This is a genomic window from Rhodococcus sp. 1168 (genome assembly GCF_002091955.1).
Lineage (GTDB): Bacteria > Actinomycetota > Actinomycetes > Mycobacteriales > Mycobacteriaceae > Rhodococcoides.
In genome coordinates this window covers 12940-28557 of sequence record NZ_MKKY01000038.1, presented here as the reverse complement: position 1 = coordinate 28557, position 15618 = coordinate 12940, and the positions used below count along the sequence as shown (strand labels likewise).

At 62.1% G+C, this 15618-nt stretch carries 13 protein-coding genes and 2 pseudogenes; 12 read left to right on the top strand and 3 right to left on the bottom strand.

Features of this window, described 5'->3' with window-relative positions; translation table 11 throughout:
* Window positions 1-33 precede the first annotated feature (33 nt).
* Window positions 34-207, top strand: coding sequence for a hypothetical protein (locus BJI47_RS24030; RefSeq protein WP_176224704.1), 174 nt, complete (start codon window positions 34-36; stop codon window positions 205-207).
* A 251-nt stretch (window positions 208-458) separates the two neighbouring features.
* Here BJI47_RS24030 and BJI47_RS06455 read toward each other — a convergent pair whose 3' ends face one another.
* Complete coding sequence (locus BJI47_RS06455) at window positions 459-998, bottom strand: HPP family protein (protein WP_088942964.1); 540 nt, start codon at window positions 996-998, stop codon at window positions 459-461.
* Between the two features lie 103 nt (window positions 999-1101).
* Between BJI47_RS06455 and BJI47_RS06450 the strand changes: the two genes are divergently transcribed.
* The 10 genes and pseudogenes from BJI47_RS06450 (at window position 1102) to BJI47_RS06400 (ending at window position 11696) form a co-directional block, all read left to right on the top strand.
* Window positions 1102-1710 carry an ABATE domain-containing protein gene (locus BJI47_RS06450; RefSeq protein WP_088942963.1) on the top strand — a complete coding sequence of 203 codons (609 nt, stop codon included), beginning with the start codon at window positions 1102-1104 and terminating at the stop codon, window positions 1708-1710.
* A gap of 283 nt (window positions 1711-1993) precedes the next feature.
* Window positions 1994-2254 carry an acyl-CoA-binding protein gene (locus tag BJI47_RS06440; RefSeq protein WP_303393525.1) on the top strand — a complete coding sequence of 87 codons (261 nt, stop codon included), beginning with the start codon at window positions 1994-1996 and terminating at the stop codon, window positions 2252-2254.
* A 29-nt stretch (window positions 2255-2283) separates the two neighbouring features.
* Window positions 2284-4632 carry an FdhF/YdeP family oxidoreductase gene (locus tag BJI47_RS06435; RefSeq protein ID WP_088942960.1) on the top strand — a complete coding sequence of 783 codons (2349 nt, stop codon included), beginning with the start codon at window positions 2284-2286 and terminating at the stop codon, window positions 4630-4632.
* Between the two features lie 196 nt (window positions 4633-4828).
* Window positions 4829-6325, top strand: a complete 1497-nt coding sequence (locus tag BJI47_RS06430; RefSeq protein ID WP_088942959.1) for an aldehyde dehydrogenase family protein — start codon at window positions 4829-4831, stop codon at window positions 6323-6325.
* Between the two features lies 1 nt (window position 6326).
* Window positions 6327-7262 carry an oxygenase MpaB family protein gene (locus BJI47_RS06425; protein WP_088942958.1) on the top strand — a complete coding sequence of 312 codons (936 nt, stop codon included), beginning with the start codon at window positions 6327-6329 and terminating at the stop codon, window positions 7260-7262.
* Between the two features lie 57 nt (window positions 7263-7319).
* Window positions 7320-8643, top strand: a pseudogene (locus tag BJI47_RS06420) (AMP-binding protein).
* 281 nt (window positions 8644-8924) lie between these two features.
* Window positions 8925-9239, top strand: a complete 315-nt coding sequence (gene mihF / locus BJI47_RS06415; RefSeq protein ID WP_084345684.1) for an integration host factor, actinobacterial type — start codon at window positions 8925-8927, stop codon at window positions 9237-9239.
* A 52-nt stretch (window positions 9240-9291) separates the two neighbouring features.
* Window positions 9292-9774, top strand: coding sequence for a cation:proton antiporter regulatory subunit (locus BJI47_RS06410; protein ID WP_088942957.1), 483 nt, complete (start codon window positions 9292-9294; stop codon window positions 9772-9774).
* A 43-nt stretch (window positions 9775-9817) separates the two neighbouring features.
* Window positions 9818-10984: a cation:proton antiporter gene (locus BJI47_RS06405; protein ID WP_088942956.1), complete on the top strand. Its 1167-nt coding sequence runs from the start codon at window positions 9818-9820 to the stop codon at window positions 10982-10984.
* A gap of 131 nt (window positions 10985-11115) precedes the next feature.
* Window positions 11116-11696: pseudogene (locus BJI47_RS06400) on the top strand (GntR family transcriptional regulator).
* 43 nt (window positions 11697-11739) lie between these two features.
* Here the strand turns inward: BJI47_RS06400 and BJI47_RS06395 are convergent.
* Window positions 11740-13878, bottom strand: coding sequence for a 3-hydroxyacyl-CoA dehydrogenase NAD-binding domain-containing protein (locus BJI47_RS06395; protein ID WP_088942955.1), 2139 nt, complete (start codon window positions 13876-13878; stop codon window positions 11740-11742).
* An 8-nt stretch (window positions 13879-13886) separates the two neighbouring features.
* Complete coding sequence (locus tag BJI47_RS06390; RefSeq protein WP_088942986.1) at window positions 13887-15098, bottom strand: acetyl-CoA C-acetyltransferase; 1212 nt, start codon at window positions 15096-15098, stop codon at window positions 13887-13889.
* Window positions 15099-15331: 233 nt separating this feature from the next.
* Between BJI47_RS06390 and BJI47_RS06385 the strand changes: the two genes are divergently transcribed.
* Window positions 15332-15565, top strand: coding sequence for a hypothetical protein (locus BJI47_RS06385; RefSeq protein ID WP_254900422.1), 234 nt, complete (start codon window positions 15332-15334; stop codon window positions 15563-15565).
* Window positions 15566-15618 lie beyond the last annotated feature (53 nt).

Here is a 15618-nt window from a genome sequence, read left to right as displayed (position 1 = left end):
AGGTGAGTGGAACCTCTGGACCCGAGGACTGTAGTGCTCTCGCTGATCCAGTCCGAGTTCGACACCTTCCTCACCAGGGAAAAGTGCGTGCAGCGACTGATCGACGAACTGCCCGATCATGTCGAGGAGGTCGCCCTGCAAGGCGTCGGCCACATTCCGATGCTCGAGATCCCGGGATCGTTGCCAGCGCCCTGCGCGCCCACCTGAGCAGGGTGGCTCGTCGACAACCGCGGCAAGCCTCCTGAATCGTTGGGCTTCAGGGTCGACCAGACAATCGGCAGACCCCCGAAGACTGGTTCATTGCGACGAAGAAACCAGCGACGATATGCGGCGTCGACCTGGCATCGAAACCATTGTCCAAGGGGCAAACCCACAGCTAGGGCAAATTTGAACTGACCGAAAAAAGATAACGATCGGTTGTGGCAGCGGCACAATTGGGCGTCATTGCAGCCCCAACATCACCAAAGGTAGGCAGGGTAGGCAGTTCGGTTCAGGCGGTGACCGACCACACCCACGATGACCAAAACTACCGCCGACACAGCTGCGAGGACAACGAACTGCCACCCCGCCACTGCCGTTCCTGTCGTCCCGATGGCTGCGGTCGCCGCAGCCGGCGAGTGCGCCATCCGCGCTACAAGCATCGCGCAAAGCGCCAACGCCCCGGCCAGAGCAGCAGCCCACAGTGCGTTCCCGAAGACATAGCCGACAAGGACGCCTACGAGAGCGGAGAGGCCCTGGCCGCCGATCACGTTTCTCGGCTGCGCCAGCGGAAGTTTCGGTGCACCCGCCACAAGCGCCACACTCGCCGCGAGTGGCGGGATCAGGAATGGCTCCGCAGTCAGCTCAGTGAGGCCGGCCAGCGCCAGCAGCGCCAGCGCACTCGTTGCGGTGGCGACCGCAATCGATCGTGCATCAGGCCGGGGTGGAGCCGCACTCCTCGCTCGAGCTTGTACTCGCGCAGCGAATGCCGAATTTTTGCCGGCAATGTCAGTACTCATCGATCCCCCTCAGTAAACTAACGGTATATCCATTAGTTGATAGTGAGAGTAGACTAATGGCAATCCAATTGGAACCTTCCACTGTGGGAAAGAATGTCAAGCGATGACCCGGATTCGAGAGATCAAAGACGGGGTGCTTCTGCGGCCGTTCGAGTCCCTGGCAACCAACTTCCTCAGCAGCAGGTACTACAACGGCCGACACGTTGTCGACTTACTGGAGGACCAGGGGTCCGCACACCGATGGATGGATGCAGTTCACACAGATCTCAACGGGCCTGCACCTTTCACACCGACCGTGACGCAGCTGACCGAGTTGCGGACCAATCGAGCGCAGATCGATGCCCTGTACAAGACGCTGGTGACAGGCACGCTGACCGAATCCGACGTCACCGCACTGAACGAGACACTGAACATGCTGCCGCTTGTCCCCCAACTCCAAGTCAGGAGGATCGGCGACGCTGCCATCCTTGCGTTACGCAACGGCGATGGCACCGACGAGTCGAATGTAGTTGCCTCCATATCGATGGCAGCGATCGATACCGTGACCGGGCCACGGTCGCGGCTGCTTCGAAAATGTCACGCTCCCCGTTGTGTCCTGTACTTCACCCAGTTCGACTCGCGGCAGCACTGGTGCAGCAATGTCTGCGGAAACCGGGCCAGAGTTGCACGCACTGCAGAAAACCACCGCCTCGCTTCGACCCACCCTCGCTGAGGCGATACTTCGTCGGGGCCGCGATATCCCCCGCCGACTCGGCCGGCCTCGACGCCGTAGACCACCACTTGGTCGCCATCGGTGTCGTCGGAGCGCTCACCTCGTTGTTCGTCGGGTACCTCGACGGGACTGACACCGCAACACACGAGGGGTTTCCCGCTCATTGCGTCCACCTCGTCACCGATGCCGGACGAACGGCCCGCCAGCACTCCGCCCGCGTGCCATGATCGTTCTACAGAAGCATGTGTCGCAAAACTGCGTCGCAAAACAAGGGAGCCGAAAAGTGTCCGATCTCGAGCAGTCGTTTCAGCAGGCCCAGATCGAGGTGAAGACGCTGACCTCCAAGCCCAGCAACGACGATCTTCTCGCCTTGTATTCGTTGTTCAAGCAAGGTTCGAAAGGCGATGCCGAGGGTAAGCGCCCCGGAAGACTGGACATGGTCAATCGCGCCAAGTTCGACGCCTGGGCGAAGCTCGAAGGAACGAGCCAGGATTCGGCGAAACAGTCCTACGTTGACTTGGTTGCCAGGATGCTCGGCAAGTAGCAGCTTCGCCCGACCCGAAAGGACCCAGCATGGAGCGTCACGAAACCGACCTCGACATCGGCACACCGAAGACTCATGCTGCCGGTCTGACCGCCGTAGCGGTGTCGATGAAACGCGCGCTCGGCCACATGGGTCCGGTTCGGACCGCGAAGACTCTTCTCGATCTCAACCAGGCCGAGGGCTTCGACTGCATGAGTTGCGCCTGGCCGGATCCCGACCCCGGCCATCGTCACGTCGCCGAGTTCTGCGAAAACGGTGCCAAGGCGGTGGCCGAGGAAGCGACGACGACGCGTGCGACCCCCGAGTTCTTCGCCTCTCACACCATCGCCGACCTGGACGGTCACTCCGAGCACTGGCTCGGGCAGCAGGGGCGAATTACCCATCCGATGGTGAAGCGGCCGGGTAGCCGGCATTACGAATCGATCGAGTGGGACGATGCGTTCGCGCTCATCGGCGAGGAACTTCGATCGCTCCCCGATCCCAATGAGGCAATTTTCTACACCTCGGGTCGAGCATCGAACGAGTCGGCTTTCACCTACCAACTCTTCGCTCGGGCATTCGGTACCAACAATCTGCCCGACTGTTCCAACATGTGCCACGAGTCCACCTCGATCGCATTGCAGGAGACCATCGGCATCGGTAAGGCCAGCGTGACGCTCGACGACGTATACGACGCCGAACTGATCATCCTCGCCGGCCAGAATCCAGGCACCAACCATCCCCGCATGTTGTCGGCGCTCGAGAAGGCGAAGCAGAACGGCGCGAAGATCCTCTCGATCAACCCACTGCGTGAGGCCGGTCTGGTGAACTTCAAGAACCCCCAGACCGTCCGCGGAATGGTAGGTCCCGGTACAGACCTCTCCGACATGCACTTGCCGATCAGAGTCAACGGAGATCTGGCGCTGTTCCAGGCGTTCGGGTCGTTGCTCGTCGAATGGGATGCACTCGACCACGAGTTCGTCGAGGCCCACACCGCAGGGTTCGACGCGTGGCGCGAGAACGTGCGCGCCCTCGACTGGGATGTTGTCACCGAATCCACCGGATTGACAAAGGAAGTCATCACCGAAGCGGCGTGTCTGCTTCGCGATTCGAAGGCCACCGTCTTCTGCTGGGCCATGGGTTTGACCCAACACCGCAACGCCGTCGCCACCATCAAAGAACTCACCAATCTGGCTCTGGCACAGGGCAATATCGGCAAGGCCGGCGCCGGCCTGCTGCCCGTCCGCGGACATTCCAACGTGCAGGGCGATCGCACCATGGGGATCTGGGAGCGAGTCCCGCAGCACTTCCTCGACTCCATCGAGGCCGAGTTCGGTTTCGATCCACCGCGCGAGAACGGTCTCGACACAGTCGACTCGATCCGCGCGATGCGTGACGGTAGAGCCCATTTCTTCCTCGGACTCGGCGGCAACTTCGTTCAGGCGACGCCGGACAGCGACGTCACCTTCGAGGCTATGCGCGGCATGCGCATGACCGTGCACATTTCGACGAAGATCAACCGCTCACACCTCGTCTGTGGCGAGACTGCCCTCATCCTCCCGACACTCGGCCGCACCGAGCAGGACGTGCAAGCCTCGGGCCCACAGTGGGTTTCCGTCGAGGACTCCACCTGCTCGGTGCATTCTTCGCGCGGCCCGTTGAAGCCTGCCAGTGTGCACCTCCGGTCCGAGGTGGCCATCCTCACCGGCATCGCCGAGGCCACCTTGGGTGACCGCCATGGCATCGGCTGGAAGGTCATGCGCGAGGACTATCGAAACATCCGCACGCACATCTCTCGCGTCGTACCGGGCTGCGAAGGCTACGAGGTCAACGTACGCAGGCCAGGCGGGTTCGTTCTCCCACATCCACCGCGGGACTCGCGGACCTTCGAAACCGACTCCGGGCGCGGCGAATTCACTGCCCTGCCGATCGACGTTCTACAGGTCCCGGACGGCCACCTACTACTCCAGACGCTCCGGAGTCACGATCAGTTCAACACGACGATCTACGGCCTGAGCGATCGCTACCGAGGAATCGAAGGCGGCCGACGCGTCGTGTTCGTCCACCGCGAGGACATTGCCGCACTCGGCTATCGGGACGGCGAGTACGTCGACCTCGTCACCAAATGGGATGACGACGATATCGAGCGGTGTGCCACGGATTTCCGCATCGTCGAATACGACACCCCTAGAGGGTGCGCCGCGGCGTACTACCCGGAGACCAATCCGTTGGTTCCGCTGGACTCGACGGCGGTGGGAAGCAACTGTCCGACATCGAAATCGGTCGTCATCAAGCTAGTTCCTGCCGGGACTGCCGGCACCGAAGGCCACGGTCGCCAGGACGACATGGGGTCCGACGAGGCCCACAAGTCGCATCCGCAGCCGCATCATCTGAGTTAGGCCCCGCCATCGAGAGGCGCTGTCACCCGTTCGGCGTCCACGAAGCCGGCGACGCATGGCGTCTCGCGCGGGCTTCGAATCACTGGCGACTCGGTTGGTTGTCGGCACCGCACACGCCGCATAGTGTGAGCCCGACAACAGTTAATCACATCACATATATGTGATGTGATTGCAGAGACCGGGAGGATTTCGGCCCATGACGGACCAGGTCACGCAGATGGAAGTTCGGACTTTCGACAGTCTCGATCCGAGGACAGGCGACGTTCTGGCCAGCTATCCGATCTCCGACGACGAGGCAGTCCGGGCCGCCGTCGACCGCGCTCGGGCAGCTTCTCGGTGGTGGGATCTTCAAGGTTTCACCGGACGCAAGAATTGGTTGCTCGAGTTCAAGAACGCAATCGCCAAGGATGCGCAGAGCCTTGCTGCGGTCATTGCCGCCGAGAGCGGCAAGCCCGATGAGGATGCGATTCTCGAGGTCATGATGGCCGCCGAACACATCGATTGGGCTGCACGGAACGCCGAGAAGACGCTGAAGCAGCGCAAGGTGTCCTCGGGGCTGATCAGCGCCAATCAGAAGGCATATGTGGGCTATCGGCCGTTCGGCGTGGTCGGCGTCATCGGGCCGTGGAACTACCCGCTGTACACCCCGATGGGTTCCATCGCGTATTCACTTGCGGCCGGCAACGCGGTGGTGTTCAAACCGAGCGAGCTCACCCCGGGTGTCGGTGTGTGGCTGGCGAAGAAGTGGGAGTCCCTCGCGCCGACACAGCTGGTGCTGCAGACCGTCACCGGTGACGGATCGACCGGCGCTGCGTTGTGCACTGCGGGAGTCGACAAAATCGCCTTCACCGGGTCCACTGCCACTGCCAAGAAGGTCATGGCAACGTGCGCCCAGTCGCTGACCCCGCTCGTTGCCGAATGTGGTGGCAAAGATGCCATGCTCGTCGACGCGGACGCCGATCTCGACGCAGCCGTCGAGTTTGCAGCCTTCGGCGCGATGGGCAATGCGGGTCAGACGTGCGCGGGTGTCGAGCGGATCTATGTCGCGGCTCCGGTGTACGAGGACTTCGTCGACAAACTTGCTGCGGCAGTATCAGCGTTGAAGCCCGGCGGTTCCGGATCCTCCTCGTACGGTCCGATGACCCTCGGTAAGCAGAGCGACATCGTCCGAGGCCAGATCGAGGACGCCCTGGCCAAAGGCGCGCGTGCTGTCGTCGGTGGCCTCGAATCGCTGCACAGCCCGTACATCGACCCCGTCATTCTCACCGACGTTCCCGAGAATTCCACTGCGATAACGGAAGAGACTTTCGGTCCGACGGTGGTAGTGAACAAGGTTCGTGATCTCGACGAAGGTATCGAACGCGCCAACGCATCGGTGTACGGACTCGGCGCCTCGGTATTCACCAAGGACACCGAGGCCGGACGACGAGCAGCGGAAAGACTCGACTGCGGCGTCGTGACGGTCAATTCCGTTCTCGGGTTCGCCGGCATTCCCGCCCTACCGTTCGGTGGTACGGGCGACTCCGGCTTCGGTCGTATCCATGGCGCCGACGGACTCCGCGAGTTCAGCACCGTCAAATCACTTGCCGTACAGCAATTCGCGATACCACTGAAGCTGCTCACGATGAACCGCAAAGCACGTGACATGAAGATTTCGAAACTGATGCTCAAACTGCGACACGGGAGAGGCTGACATGGATTTCACTCCCAAGCGCGGCCGGTACGGGTGGTTGCGCCGAATAGAGGAACTCGATCCGAGAGTGGACAACCACGAGATTCATCTCATCACCGCAGGCTGCGAGTTTCCGTGGGACTACCAACGCGCTCTGGAATTCGCCCTGTTCCGGACGTACTGCGTCCCGACCATCTCCGAACTGTTGGAGAAAACAGGCGAATTCGAGAATCGACCGCAGAAGCGCTACGACGACACATCGCTCCTGATGGCGGAGATGCTCGAGCACGGCTACGACTCCGAGAGGGGACGCGAGTCACTGCGGACGATCAATCGAATGCACGGCAAGTACGACATCGACAACGACGACTTGCTCTATGTCCTGACCACATTCATCTACGAGCCGATCGATTGGATCGACCGATACGGCTGGCGTCGGCTGCACCCGAAGGAACGCCTGGCCACGTTCTATTTCTACCGCGAAGTCGGAATTCGGATGGGTATCAAGAACATTCCCGAGTCCTACACCGAATTCGCGCGATTCAAACTCGACTACGAAGAACGCACGTTCCGGTACACCGAGGACAACCACCGCGTCGGGAAGTACACCCTCGACTTGTTCTGCTCATGGTTTCCGACGGCACTGCATCCGGCGGTACGGCAAGGTGTCTATGCGCTGATGGACGACAAGATGGCGCATGCGTTCGGCTTCCCGGCCGGCTCACCGACTCTGCGTCGCATCGCGGTAGCGAGTTTGCGCGCCAAAGCACGCGGGGAACGATTTTTGCCCAAGCGTCGGAATTCGAGAACTACCGACGATTCGAAGAACAAGACGTACCCCGGCTACCCGCGCGGCTACCGTCCGAGCCAGCTCGGTGTGCTCGCCGATCCATCGACGTGTCCGTACACACCCGAACGCAGCGTCGGTCCACGAGTTCAAGACCCGGCGACACTCTGACCGGTAAAGAGCCCCAGTAGCCGCCGTGTGCGGTTCGCGCGAAAAGAGGAACCAGCAATGGACCCATCCGATCACGTTCAAGAGCCGCAACGTTCGGTTCGCAACAATTGGAACAACCAGGTTCGGCGGCACGCCCTGATGAATCCGGATGGGCTCGCGCTGCGGTTTCTCGGTGAATCGACCACCTGGCGCGAGCTTTCCGATCGGGTCGCGAGGTTCGCCGATGTCCTGAGCCGATGAGGTGTCGGCGCCGGAGATCGCGTCCTGATCCTCATGCTCAACCGCCCCGAATACCTCGAATCGGTCCTGGCGATCAATGCGCTCGGCGCGCTGGCAGTACCCGTGAACTTCAGGATGACCGCCCCTGACGTCGCGTTCCTGGCCGGTAACAGCGGTGCGACGGTCGGTGCGGAGTACGAGGGATTGCTCGTCGCCGCCGAACACGCCGCACCCGTCGACGTCCCCGATGATGCACCTGCACTGATCGTGTATGCCTCCGGCACCACCGGCCGACCGAAAGGTGCTGTGCTGACCCACGCCAACATGCAGGCGAAAGCGCTGACGTGCATTCGCGCACTGCAGATGCACGGCGTGGACGAAATCGGCTTCTGCGCGTCACCGATGTTTCACATCGCGGCCCTCGGCTGCCTGGCTCCGAGTCTGCTGCTGGGGGTACTGGGGCGCCGCCCCGGCCTCGGACACCATCTTGGAGGCCATGTCGGCAACGTTCCCCGAAGCACTCAACGTCGCGGTCTTCGGCCAAACCGAGATGTCACCCATCACCTGTGTTCTCGACGGAGCCGATGCGCTGCGCAAGCTCGGCTCCGTCGGACGCGTCATCGCCACCGTTTCGGCCCGTGTGGTCGACGACGACATGCACGACGTCGCTCGCGGGGAGATCGGTGAGATCGTCTACTGGGGCCCTACTCTCATGCGTGAGTACTGGCAGAACCCCGATGCCACGGCCGACGCGTTCGGCGGTGGTTGGTTCCACTCCGGGGACCTGGTCCGTCAGGACGACGAAGGGTTCGTCTTCGTAGTCGACCACAAGAAGGACATGATCATCTCCGGTGGCGAGAACATCTACTGCGCCGAAGTGGAGAACGTCCTCTTCTCACATCCACGGATCCGCGAAGCTGCAGTCATCGGGCGAGCCGACGAGACCTGGGGCGAGGTACTCGTAGCCGTAGTTGCCCTGACCGACGCGTCCGGGGCCCCGGATCTGACCCTGGAGGAACTTGCGGAGTGGCTGGGCGAGCACCTCGCACGGTACAAACACCCGAAAGAGCTCGTGGTCGTCGACGCCCTCCCCCGCAACGCCAGTGGCAAGGTTGTCAAAGTCGCTCTCCGAAGCACGTATTCACCTGCCGATGCGGGCTGACCGGATGACGAGCCCCATCGGCTTCACGCGCTATCGAGACCCCTCGCTACTGGCGCCAGCTGGACCGAAGTGACACAGTTGCCGAGATCCGGATCCGCCGAACTGCTGGTCGGGGCATACCCCGAAAGCGAAAGCACGTAGCCTGGCGGTGAAGGATCGGTGGCTCACTCCGAATGACATGCGTGTCGTTCGAAAAGATTGTCCGAGCCACCGGGCACGATGCAAGAGGGTCCCGACCATGTCATTGAGCGACGGGTCACCACTATCGAGGAGATAAGGCCATGGCTTTACCAGTATTGACTCCGGAACAGCGCACCGCGGCGTTGGCCAAGGCGGCCGAGGCACGTACCGCCAGGTCGAAGCTGCTGGCCGCCGTCAAGTCCGGCGAGCTGAGCGTTGCTGACGTTCTCGCAAAGGCCGAGGGCGACGAGATCGTCAAGAAGACCAAGGTCTCCGCACTGATCAAGGCACTTCCGGGTGTCGGTTCGGTGCGCGCCGCACAGCTGCTCGAGCAGCTTTCCATCGCAGACACCCGCCGTATCGGTGGACTCGGCGCCAACCAGCGTGAAGCACTGCTGGCCGCTGTCGCGTCCTGACCGAGGGGCTCTAGGCGGTACGGGTCATACCGACTGGGGTTAGCATTCCCCTATGAATGTCGAAGTGACCCTGCTGCCCGGGATCGGGGTGCGGAAGGATTTCGCCCTCGCGTCTGGGCGCCGCATCGGTGTCATCACCCGCAAGGACGGCGTGAACGAACTGATCGTTTCGCGCATGGATGATCCCGACGCGACACAGGCGTCTATCACACTGAGCAATGAGGAAGCGGCGGCGCTGGGCAATTTGCTCGGCACGCCGCAACTCATTGCTCAGCTAGGGGAAGAGCACCGTGAACTCCCCGGTATCCACACGCGACAGCTCCGCATCAAAGAGGGCTCGCGATTCGACGGCCGAACTCTCGGCGACACCACTATGCGCACCAAGACCGGTGTGTCCATCGTTGCGGTCATGCGCGCCGGGCAGGTCCAACCGTCACCGAACCCTGACTTCCTGATCGTCTCCGGCGATCTGCTCGTTGCGGTCGGCACGGCAGAGGGATTGGATGCAGCGACAAAGCTGCTCGGCAATGTTTAAGAAGAAACAGGGCTGGTCTAAGAAGAAACAGGGCTGACTTTCCATGGCCGAAAGCGCCCTCGCGCTGACCGAACTCGGGGCAGTGTTCTTTGCACTCGGCCTCCTCGCCAGGCTCGCCGGACGCATCGGCGTCTCCCCTATCCCCTTCTATCTCCTCGGCGGGCTGTGCTTTGGCAACGGCGGCTTCATCACGCTCGACGGCATCGACGAGTTCAGCGAACTGGCCAGCGAGATCGGCGTCATACTTCTACTCTTGCTGCTCGGGCTGGAGTACACCGCCACCGAGCTCGTCACCGGCCTACGCAGGTCGTGGATGGCCGGTGTCGTCGATATCGTCCTCAACTTCGCGCCGGGAGCCGTCGTCGCGCTCATGCTCGGCTGGGGTGGCGTCGGCGCCTTCGTTCTCGGCGGCGTCACCTACATCTCCTCCTCGGGCATCATTGCCAAAGTTCTCACCGATCTGGGTCGTCTCGGCAACCGGGAAACCCCTGTCGTGCTTTCGATCCTCGTATTCGAGGATCTCGCGATGGCGATCTACCTGCCGATACTGACAACAATCCTGGCCGGAGTGGGCATTCTGGGTGGCTTCGTCGCGGTCGGAATCTCGCTGCTCGTCATCACCGTGGTGCTGGTGGTCGCGCTCAGATACGGACGATTCGTCTCTGCCGTAGTAGACAGCCCCGACCGCGAGGTAGTTCTGCTCACGGTTCTCGGATCAGCGTTGGTGGTGGCCGGCATCGCCTCCGAGTTGCAAGTATCGGCAGCAGTCGGCGCCTTTCTTCTCGGCATCGCCATCTCCGGTTCGACCGCAGACAACGCAACCCGCATCCTCGAACCACTACGTGATCTCTTCGCCGCCATGTTCTTCGTCGTGTTCGGCCTGAATACGGACCCCTCGACCATCCCGCCTGTCCTCGGTTGGGCCGTCGTCCTGGCCGTGGCAACCACAATCACCAAAGTCATGACGGGCGCCTGGGCCGCGGGTCGGCAAGGCATCGGTAGGCCTGGCCAGCTGCGCGCGGGTGCAGCTTTGGTCGCGCGCGGAGAGTTCTCGATTGTCATCGCGGGACTCGCTGTCGCCGCGGGCGCTGTCGACGGCGAGCTGGCTGCTCTTGCGACCGCGTACGTGCTGCTGATGGCGGTACTCGGACCGGTCGCTGCACGCGTGGTCGAGCCCCTTACGAAGTCTTTGATCCGGCCCCGGAGTTGAGTGCGGACCTGCACACTGTGATTGGCTGATCGTCATGGCAGGCAGAGCGCGCACGACTTTCCGCAACGACAGCGCTTACTCGACGTCCCCAGCTGTCCGAGGACGTCGCCAACCATGTGCGACACCTCGTCATGTCCGGAGAAGTTCGCCCCGGTAGCTACATCCGATTGGACGAGACCGCAGCCGAGCTCGGTGTCAGTGTCACGCCGGTCCGCGAAGCTCTACTGACACTTCGGGGCGAGGGAATGGTCGAACTCGTCCCGCATCGGGGATACGTGGTCTCGGCACCACTCCGGCCGATATCGTGGACATCTTTTGGCTGCAGGGTCGGATTGCCGTCGAGTTGGTTCGGCGTGCAGCACCGAAAATCGGCGAACCGGAGATCGCCGAGCTGAGAAAGTTCAATGCATCTTTGGCCGCTGCCGTGGCGAACGGCCGGGCCGAGGAAGTGGAAGTCAGCGAGTTCGAGTTCCACCGATTGATCAACCGACTGGCCGAGGCGAGCAAGTTGGCGTGGTTTCTCAACAACGCGACCCGCTACACCCCCACCCGCCTGTATGCGTCGGACCCTGAATGGGGCCGCGCGGCGGTGAGCAATCACGAGCAGTTGATCAAAGCCCTGGACGTCGGCGACGTCGATGCAGCCTGCACTTTGATGCGCAAGCAGTTCACCGACGGCGCCGAGCGTTTGGTCGCGTACCGCGACATGTGAGTGGGGATACGTCCCGTGGGACTTATCCCCACTCACATGGCTGCTAGGAGCGGAGCGAGTCCGGCGCAGTGAACCGCTCGCCGTACTTCGCTGCCAGCTCGTCGGCGCGTGCGACGAAGCCCGCCTGACCACCCTTGTAGCCGACGATGTACTGGTGCACGCCGCCGGTCCACGCTGGGTAGCCGATGCCGAAGATCGATCCGATGTTGGCGTCGGCCGTCGAGGTCAACACCCCTTCGTCGAAGCACTTCTGAGTCTCGAGAGCCTCGATGAAGAGCATGCGCTCGATGAGATCTTCGAACGGAGCTTCCGAGGTACCCGACTTGAACGCATCACGCAGTCCGGGCCATAGGCCGGTGCGCTTGCCGTCGGTGTACTCGTAGAAGCCTGCGCCCTTGAGCTTGCTGGGACGCTCGAACTCGTCGACCATCTTGTTGATGACCGCACCGGCCAGATCCTCGACAGGAGTGCCGCCGGCGGCGATCACCGAGTCGGCGGTTTCCTTGCGGATCTTCTGCATCAGCGTCAGCGTCAGCTCGTCCGAGAGCTGCAGCGGCGCTGCGGGGTAGCCCGCTTGCAGACCTGCCTGCTCGATGGATGCCGGTTCGACACCCTCGCCGAGCATCGCGATCGCCTCGTTGATGAACGTGCCGATGACGCGGGAGGTGAAGAACCCACGGCTGTCGTTGACGACGATCGGGGTCTTCTTGATGAGCTGGACCAGGTCGAATGCCTTTGCCAGAGCAGCGTCCGACGTCTTCTCGCCGCGAATGATCTCCACGAGCGGCATCTTGTCCACGGGGCTGAAGAAGTGGATCCCGATGAAGTCTTCCTGGCGCTTGATTCCCTTCGCCAGGCTCGTGATCGGCAGCGTCGAGGTGTTCGAGCCGAGCAACGCCGTCGGATCGACGAGGTCCTCTATCTCCTGGAACACCTTCTGCTTGAGCTCCTCGGACTCGAAGACTGCCTCGATGACGAGATCCGCGCCTTCGACGTCCTTGGCATCGGCGGTCGGGTGAATCCGAGCAAGCAGTGCGTCGGACTTCTCCTGGGTGGTCTTCCCACGCGAGAGTGCCTTGGCTTCGATGGCCTCGGAGTACGCCTTGCCCTTCTGTGCGGACTCGATAGCCACATCCTTGAGCACGACGTCGATGCCGGCCTTGGCGCACACGTAGGCGATTCCGGCACCCATCATGCCTGCACCGAGGACTGCGACCTTGTTGAACTTCGTCTTCTCGATGCCGTCCGGACGCGACTTGCCTGCGTTGATCGCCTGAATGTCGAAGAAGAACGCCTGAATCATGTTCTTCGAGATCTGCCCGGTGACCAACTCGGTGAAGTACCGCGACTCGATCGTCGACGCGTTGTCGAAGTCGACCTGGGCCCCTTCTACTGCAGCGGCGAGGATTGCACGCGGCGCGGGCATCGGTGCACCCTTGAGCTGCTTACGCAGGTTCGAGGGGAAAGCAGGCAGAACAGCGGCCATAGCCGGACTCGACGGTGTCCCACCGGGAATCTTGTAGCCCTTGACGTCCCAGGGAGCGACGCCGCCCTCTGGGTTGGCCTTGATCCAGGCCTTGGCGGCCGGTACGAGCGCGTCGATGCTGTCGACGAGTTCGTGGACGAGACCGATCTCGAGCGCCTTGTCGGGACGGAATCGGGTGCCCTGGGCGAGCACCGTCATGAAGCCGGTCTGGATGCCGAGGAGGCGGGTGATGCGCGTGACGCCACCGCCACCGGGGAGCAGGCCGAGGGAAACCTCGGGGAGGCCGAGCTGAACTCCGGACACGTTCGCCGCAATACGGTGATGAGTTGCGAGTGCGATTTCGAATCCACCGCCGAGTGCCGCACCGTTGATGGCTGCTACGACGGGCTTGCCGAGCTTCTCTATGCGGCGAAGCTGCGCTTTGACGATCTGGACCTCGTCGAAGACCTGCTGTGCGTCGTCGGGGCCGATCTTCATCATGTTCTTCAGGTCGCCGCCGGCGAAGAAGGTCTTCTTCGCGGACGTGATGACGACGCCCGTGATCGAGTCCTTCTCGGATTCGAGCCGGTCGATGGTGGCTCCCATCGAGTCCTTGTACAGCTGGTTCATCGTGTTGGCGCCCTGGTTGGGGTCGTCCATGGTGAGCACCACGATGCCGTCGGCGTCCTGGTCCCACTTGATCATGTTGTCAGACATTATGTTCCTCAGACTCGCTCGATGATGGTGGCTACGCCCATGCCGCCGCCGATGCACAGGGTGATGAGTGCGTACCGACCGCCGCGACGCTCGAGCTCGTCGAGCACGGTGCCGGTGATCATGGCACCAGTGGCGCCCAGCGGGTGGCCCATCGCGATGGCGCCGCCGTTGACGTTGAGCTTCTCGTTCGGGATCTGAAGATCCTTCTGGAAGCGCAGGACAACAGAAGCGAATGCCTCGTTCAGCTCGAAGAGATCGATGTCATCGACCGTCAGTCCTGCCGTCGCGAGTACCTTCTTCGCTGCCGGGGTGGGACCGGTGAGCATGATGGTGGTGTCGGCGCCGCTGGTTGCGGTAGCGACGATGCGGGCACGGGGAACCATGTTGAGGTCCTTGCCTGCCTGCTCACTGCCGACGAGAACGAGGGCTGCACCGTCGACGATTCCGGAGCTGTTGCCGCCGGTGTGGACGTGATTGATCTTCTCGATCCAGTGGTACTTCTGGAGCGCGACGTCGTCGAACCCGCCCATTGCGGCGATACCGGTGAACGCGGGATTGAGCTTGCCGAGCGATTCGACGGTGCTGCCCGGACGCATGTGCTCGTCCTGATCGAGGATCAGCAGGCCGTTCTGATCAGTGACCGGTACGACCGACTTGGCGAAGTATCCGCCCGACCATGACGCTGCCGAGCGTTCCTGGCTCTGGACTGCGTACGCGTCGACGTCCTCGCGGGTGAATCCCTCGATCGTCGCGATGAGGTCAGCGCCGATGCCCTGGGGTGCGAAGTAGGTGTCGTAGTTGGTGGCCGGGTCCATTGCCCAAGGTCCACCATCGCTACCCATCGGGACGCGAGACATCGACTCGACGCCACCGGCGATGACGAGCTCGTCCCATCCGGAGCGCACTTTCTGGGCGGCAATGTTGATTGCTTCCAGACCGGAAGCGCAGAACCGATTGAGCTGGAATCCGCCCACGGTGTCCGGCATCTTCGCGGCGAGAACGGCGGTACGTGCGATGTCCGCGCCCTGATCGCCTACCGGCGACACGACACCCAGGATCAGGTCCGAGATGCGGCTCTCGTCCAGATCCGGAAATCGACGACGAAGTTCGTCGATCAGCCCGGTAACCAGCGAGATTGGCTTGACGGAGTGCAGCGAGCCGTTCTTCCCTTTACCGCGCGGGGTTCTGATGGCTTCGTAAATGAACGCCTCTGTAGTCACAGCGTGCAGTTCCTTCCACGTACTGATTTCGGTGGCAGCGCCGGTCAGGGCACTGCAGGACACGAGGCATACACCTCGGCTGTGTACAGACTAGAACGTGTTACCACTGAGGCGACAGGACCTAAACGAGCATTGTCTGTGACCGAATGGGCAGTTTGGGTTTCGAAGGTGCTGGGTAGACCTACAATCGACATAGCGGGGGGATATTTGTGGAAGATCAGGAGTTGATGTCCATGGACACCCAGCAGCCCGTTGCTGTCGGCGCACATGTGAAGGTTCGCTACAGCTCCGATGCCGAGCTATCGCGTGAGCATTGGCCAAAAGAGTCCGGTGTGGTCAAAGAAGACTTCGGCGACCAGCAAGCGTCGGTCTCCGACCGTGAATGGGCCCTCGCTCGTCGGTATGCTGTCGCACTCGACGACGGGCGATTGGTGTTCGTGGATCCGGAAGATATCGAACCGGCCTAGCCCCTTGTTGTCGAGTGGCTAGGAATGCACTCGACAACATCCACACCGAGCAA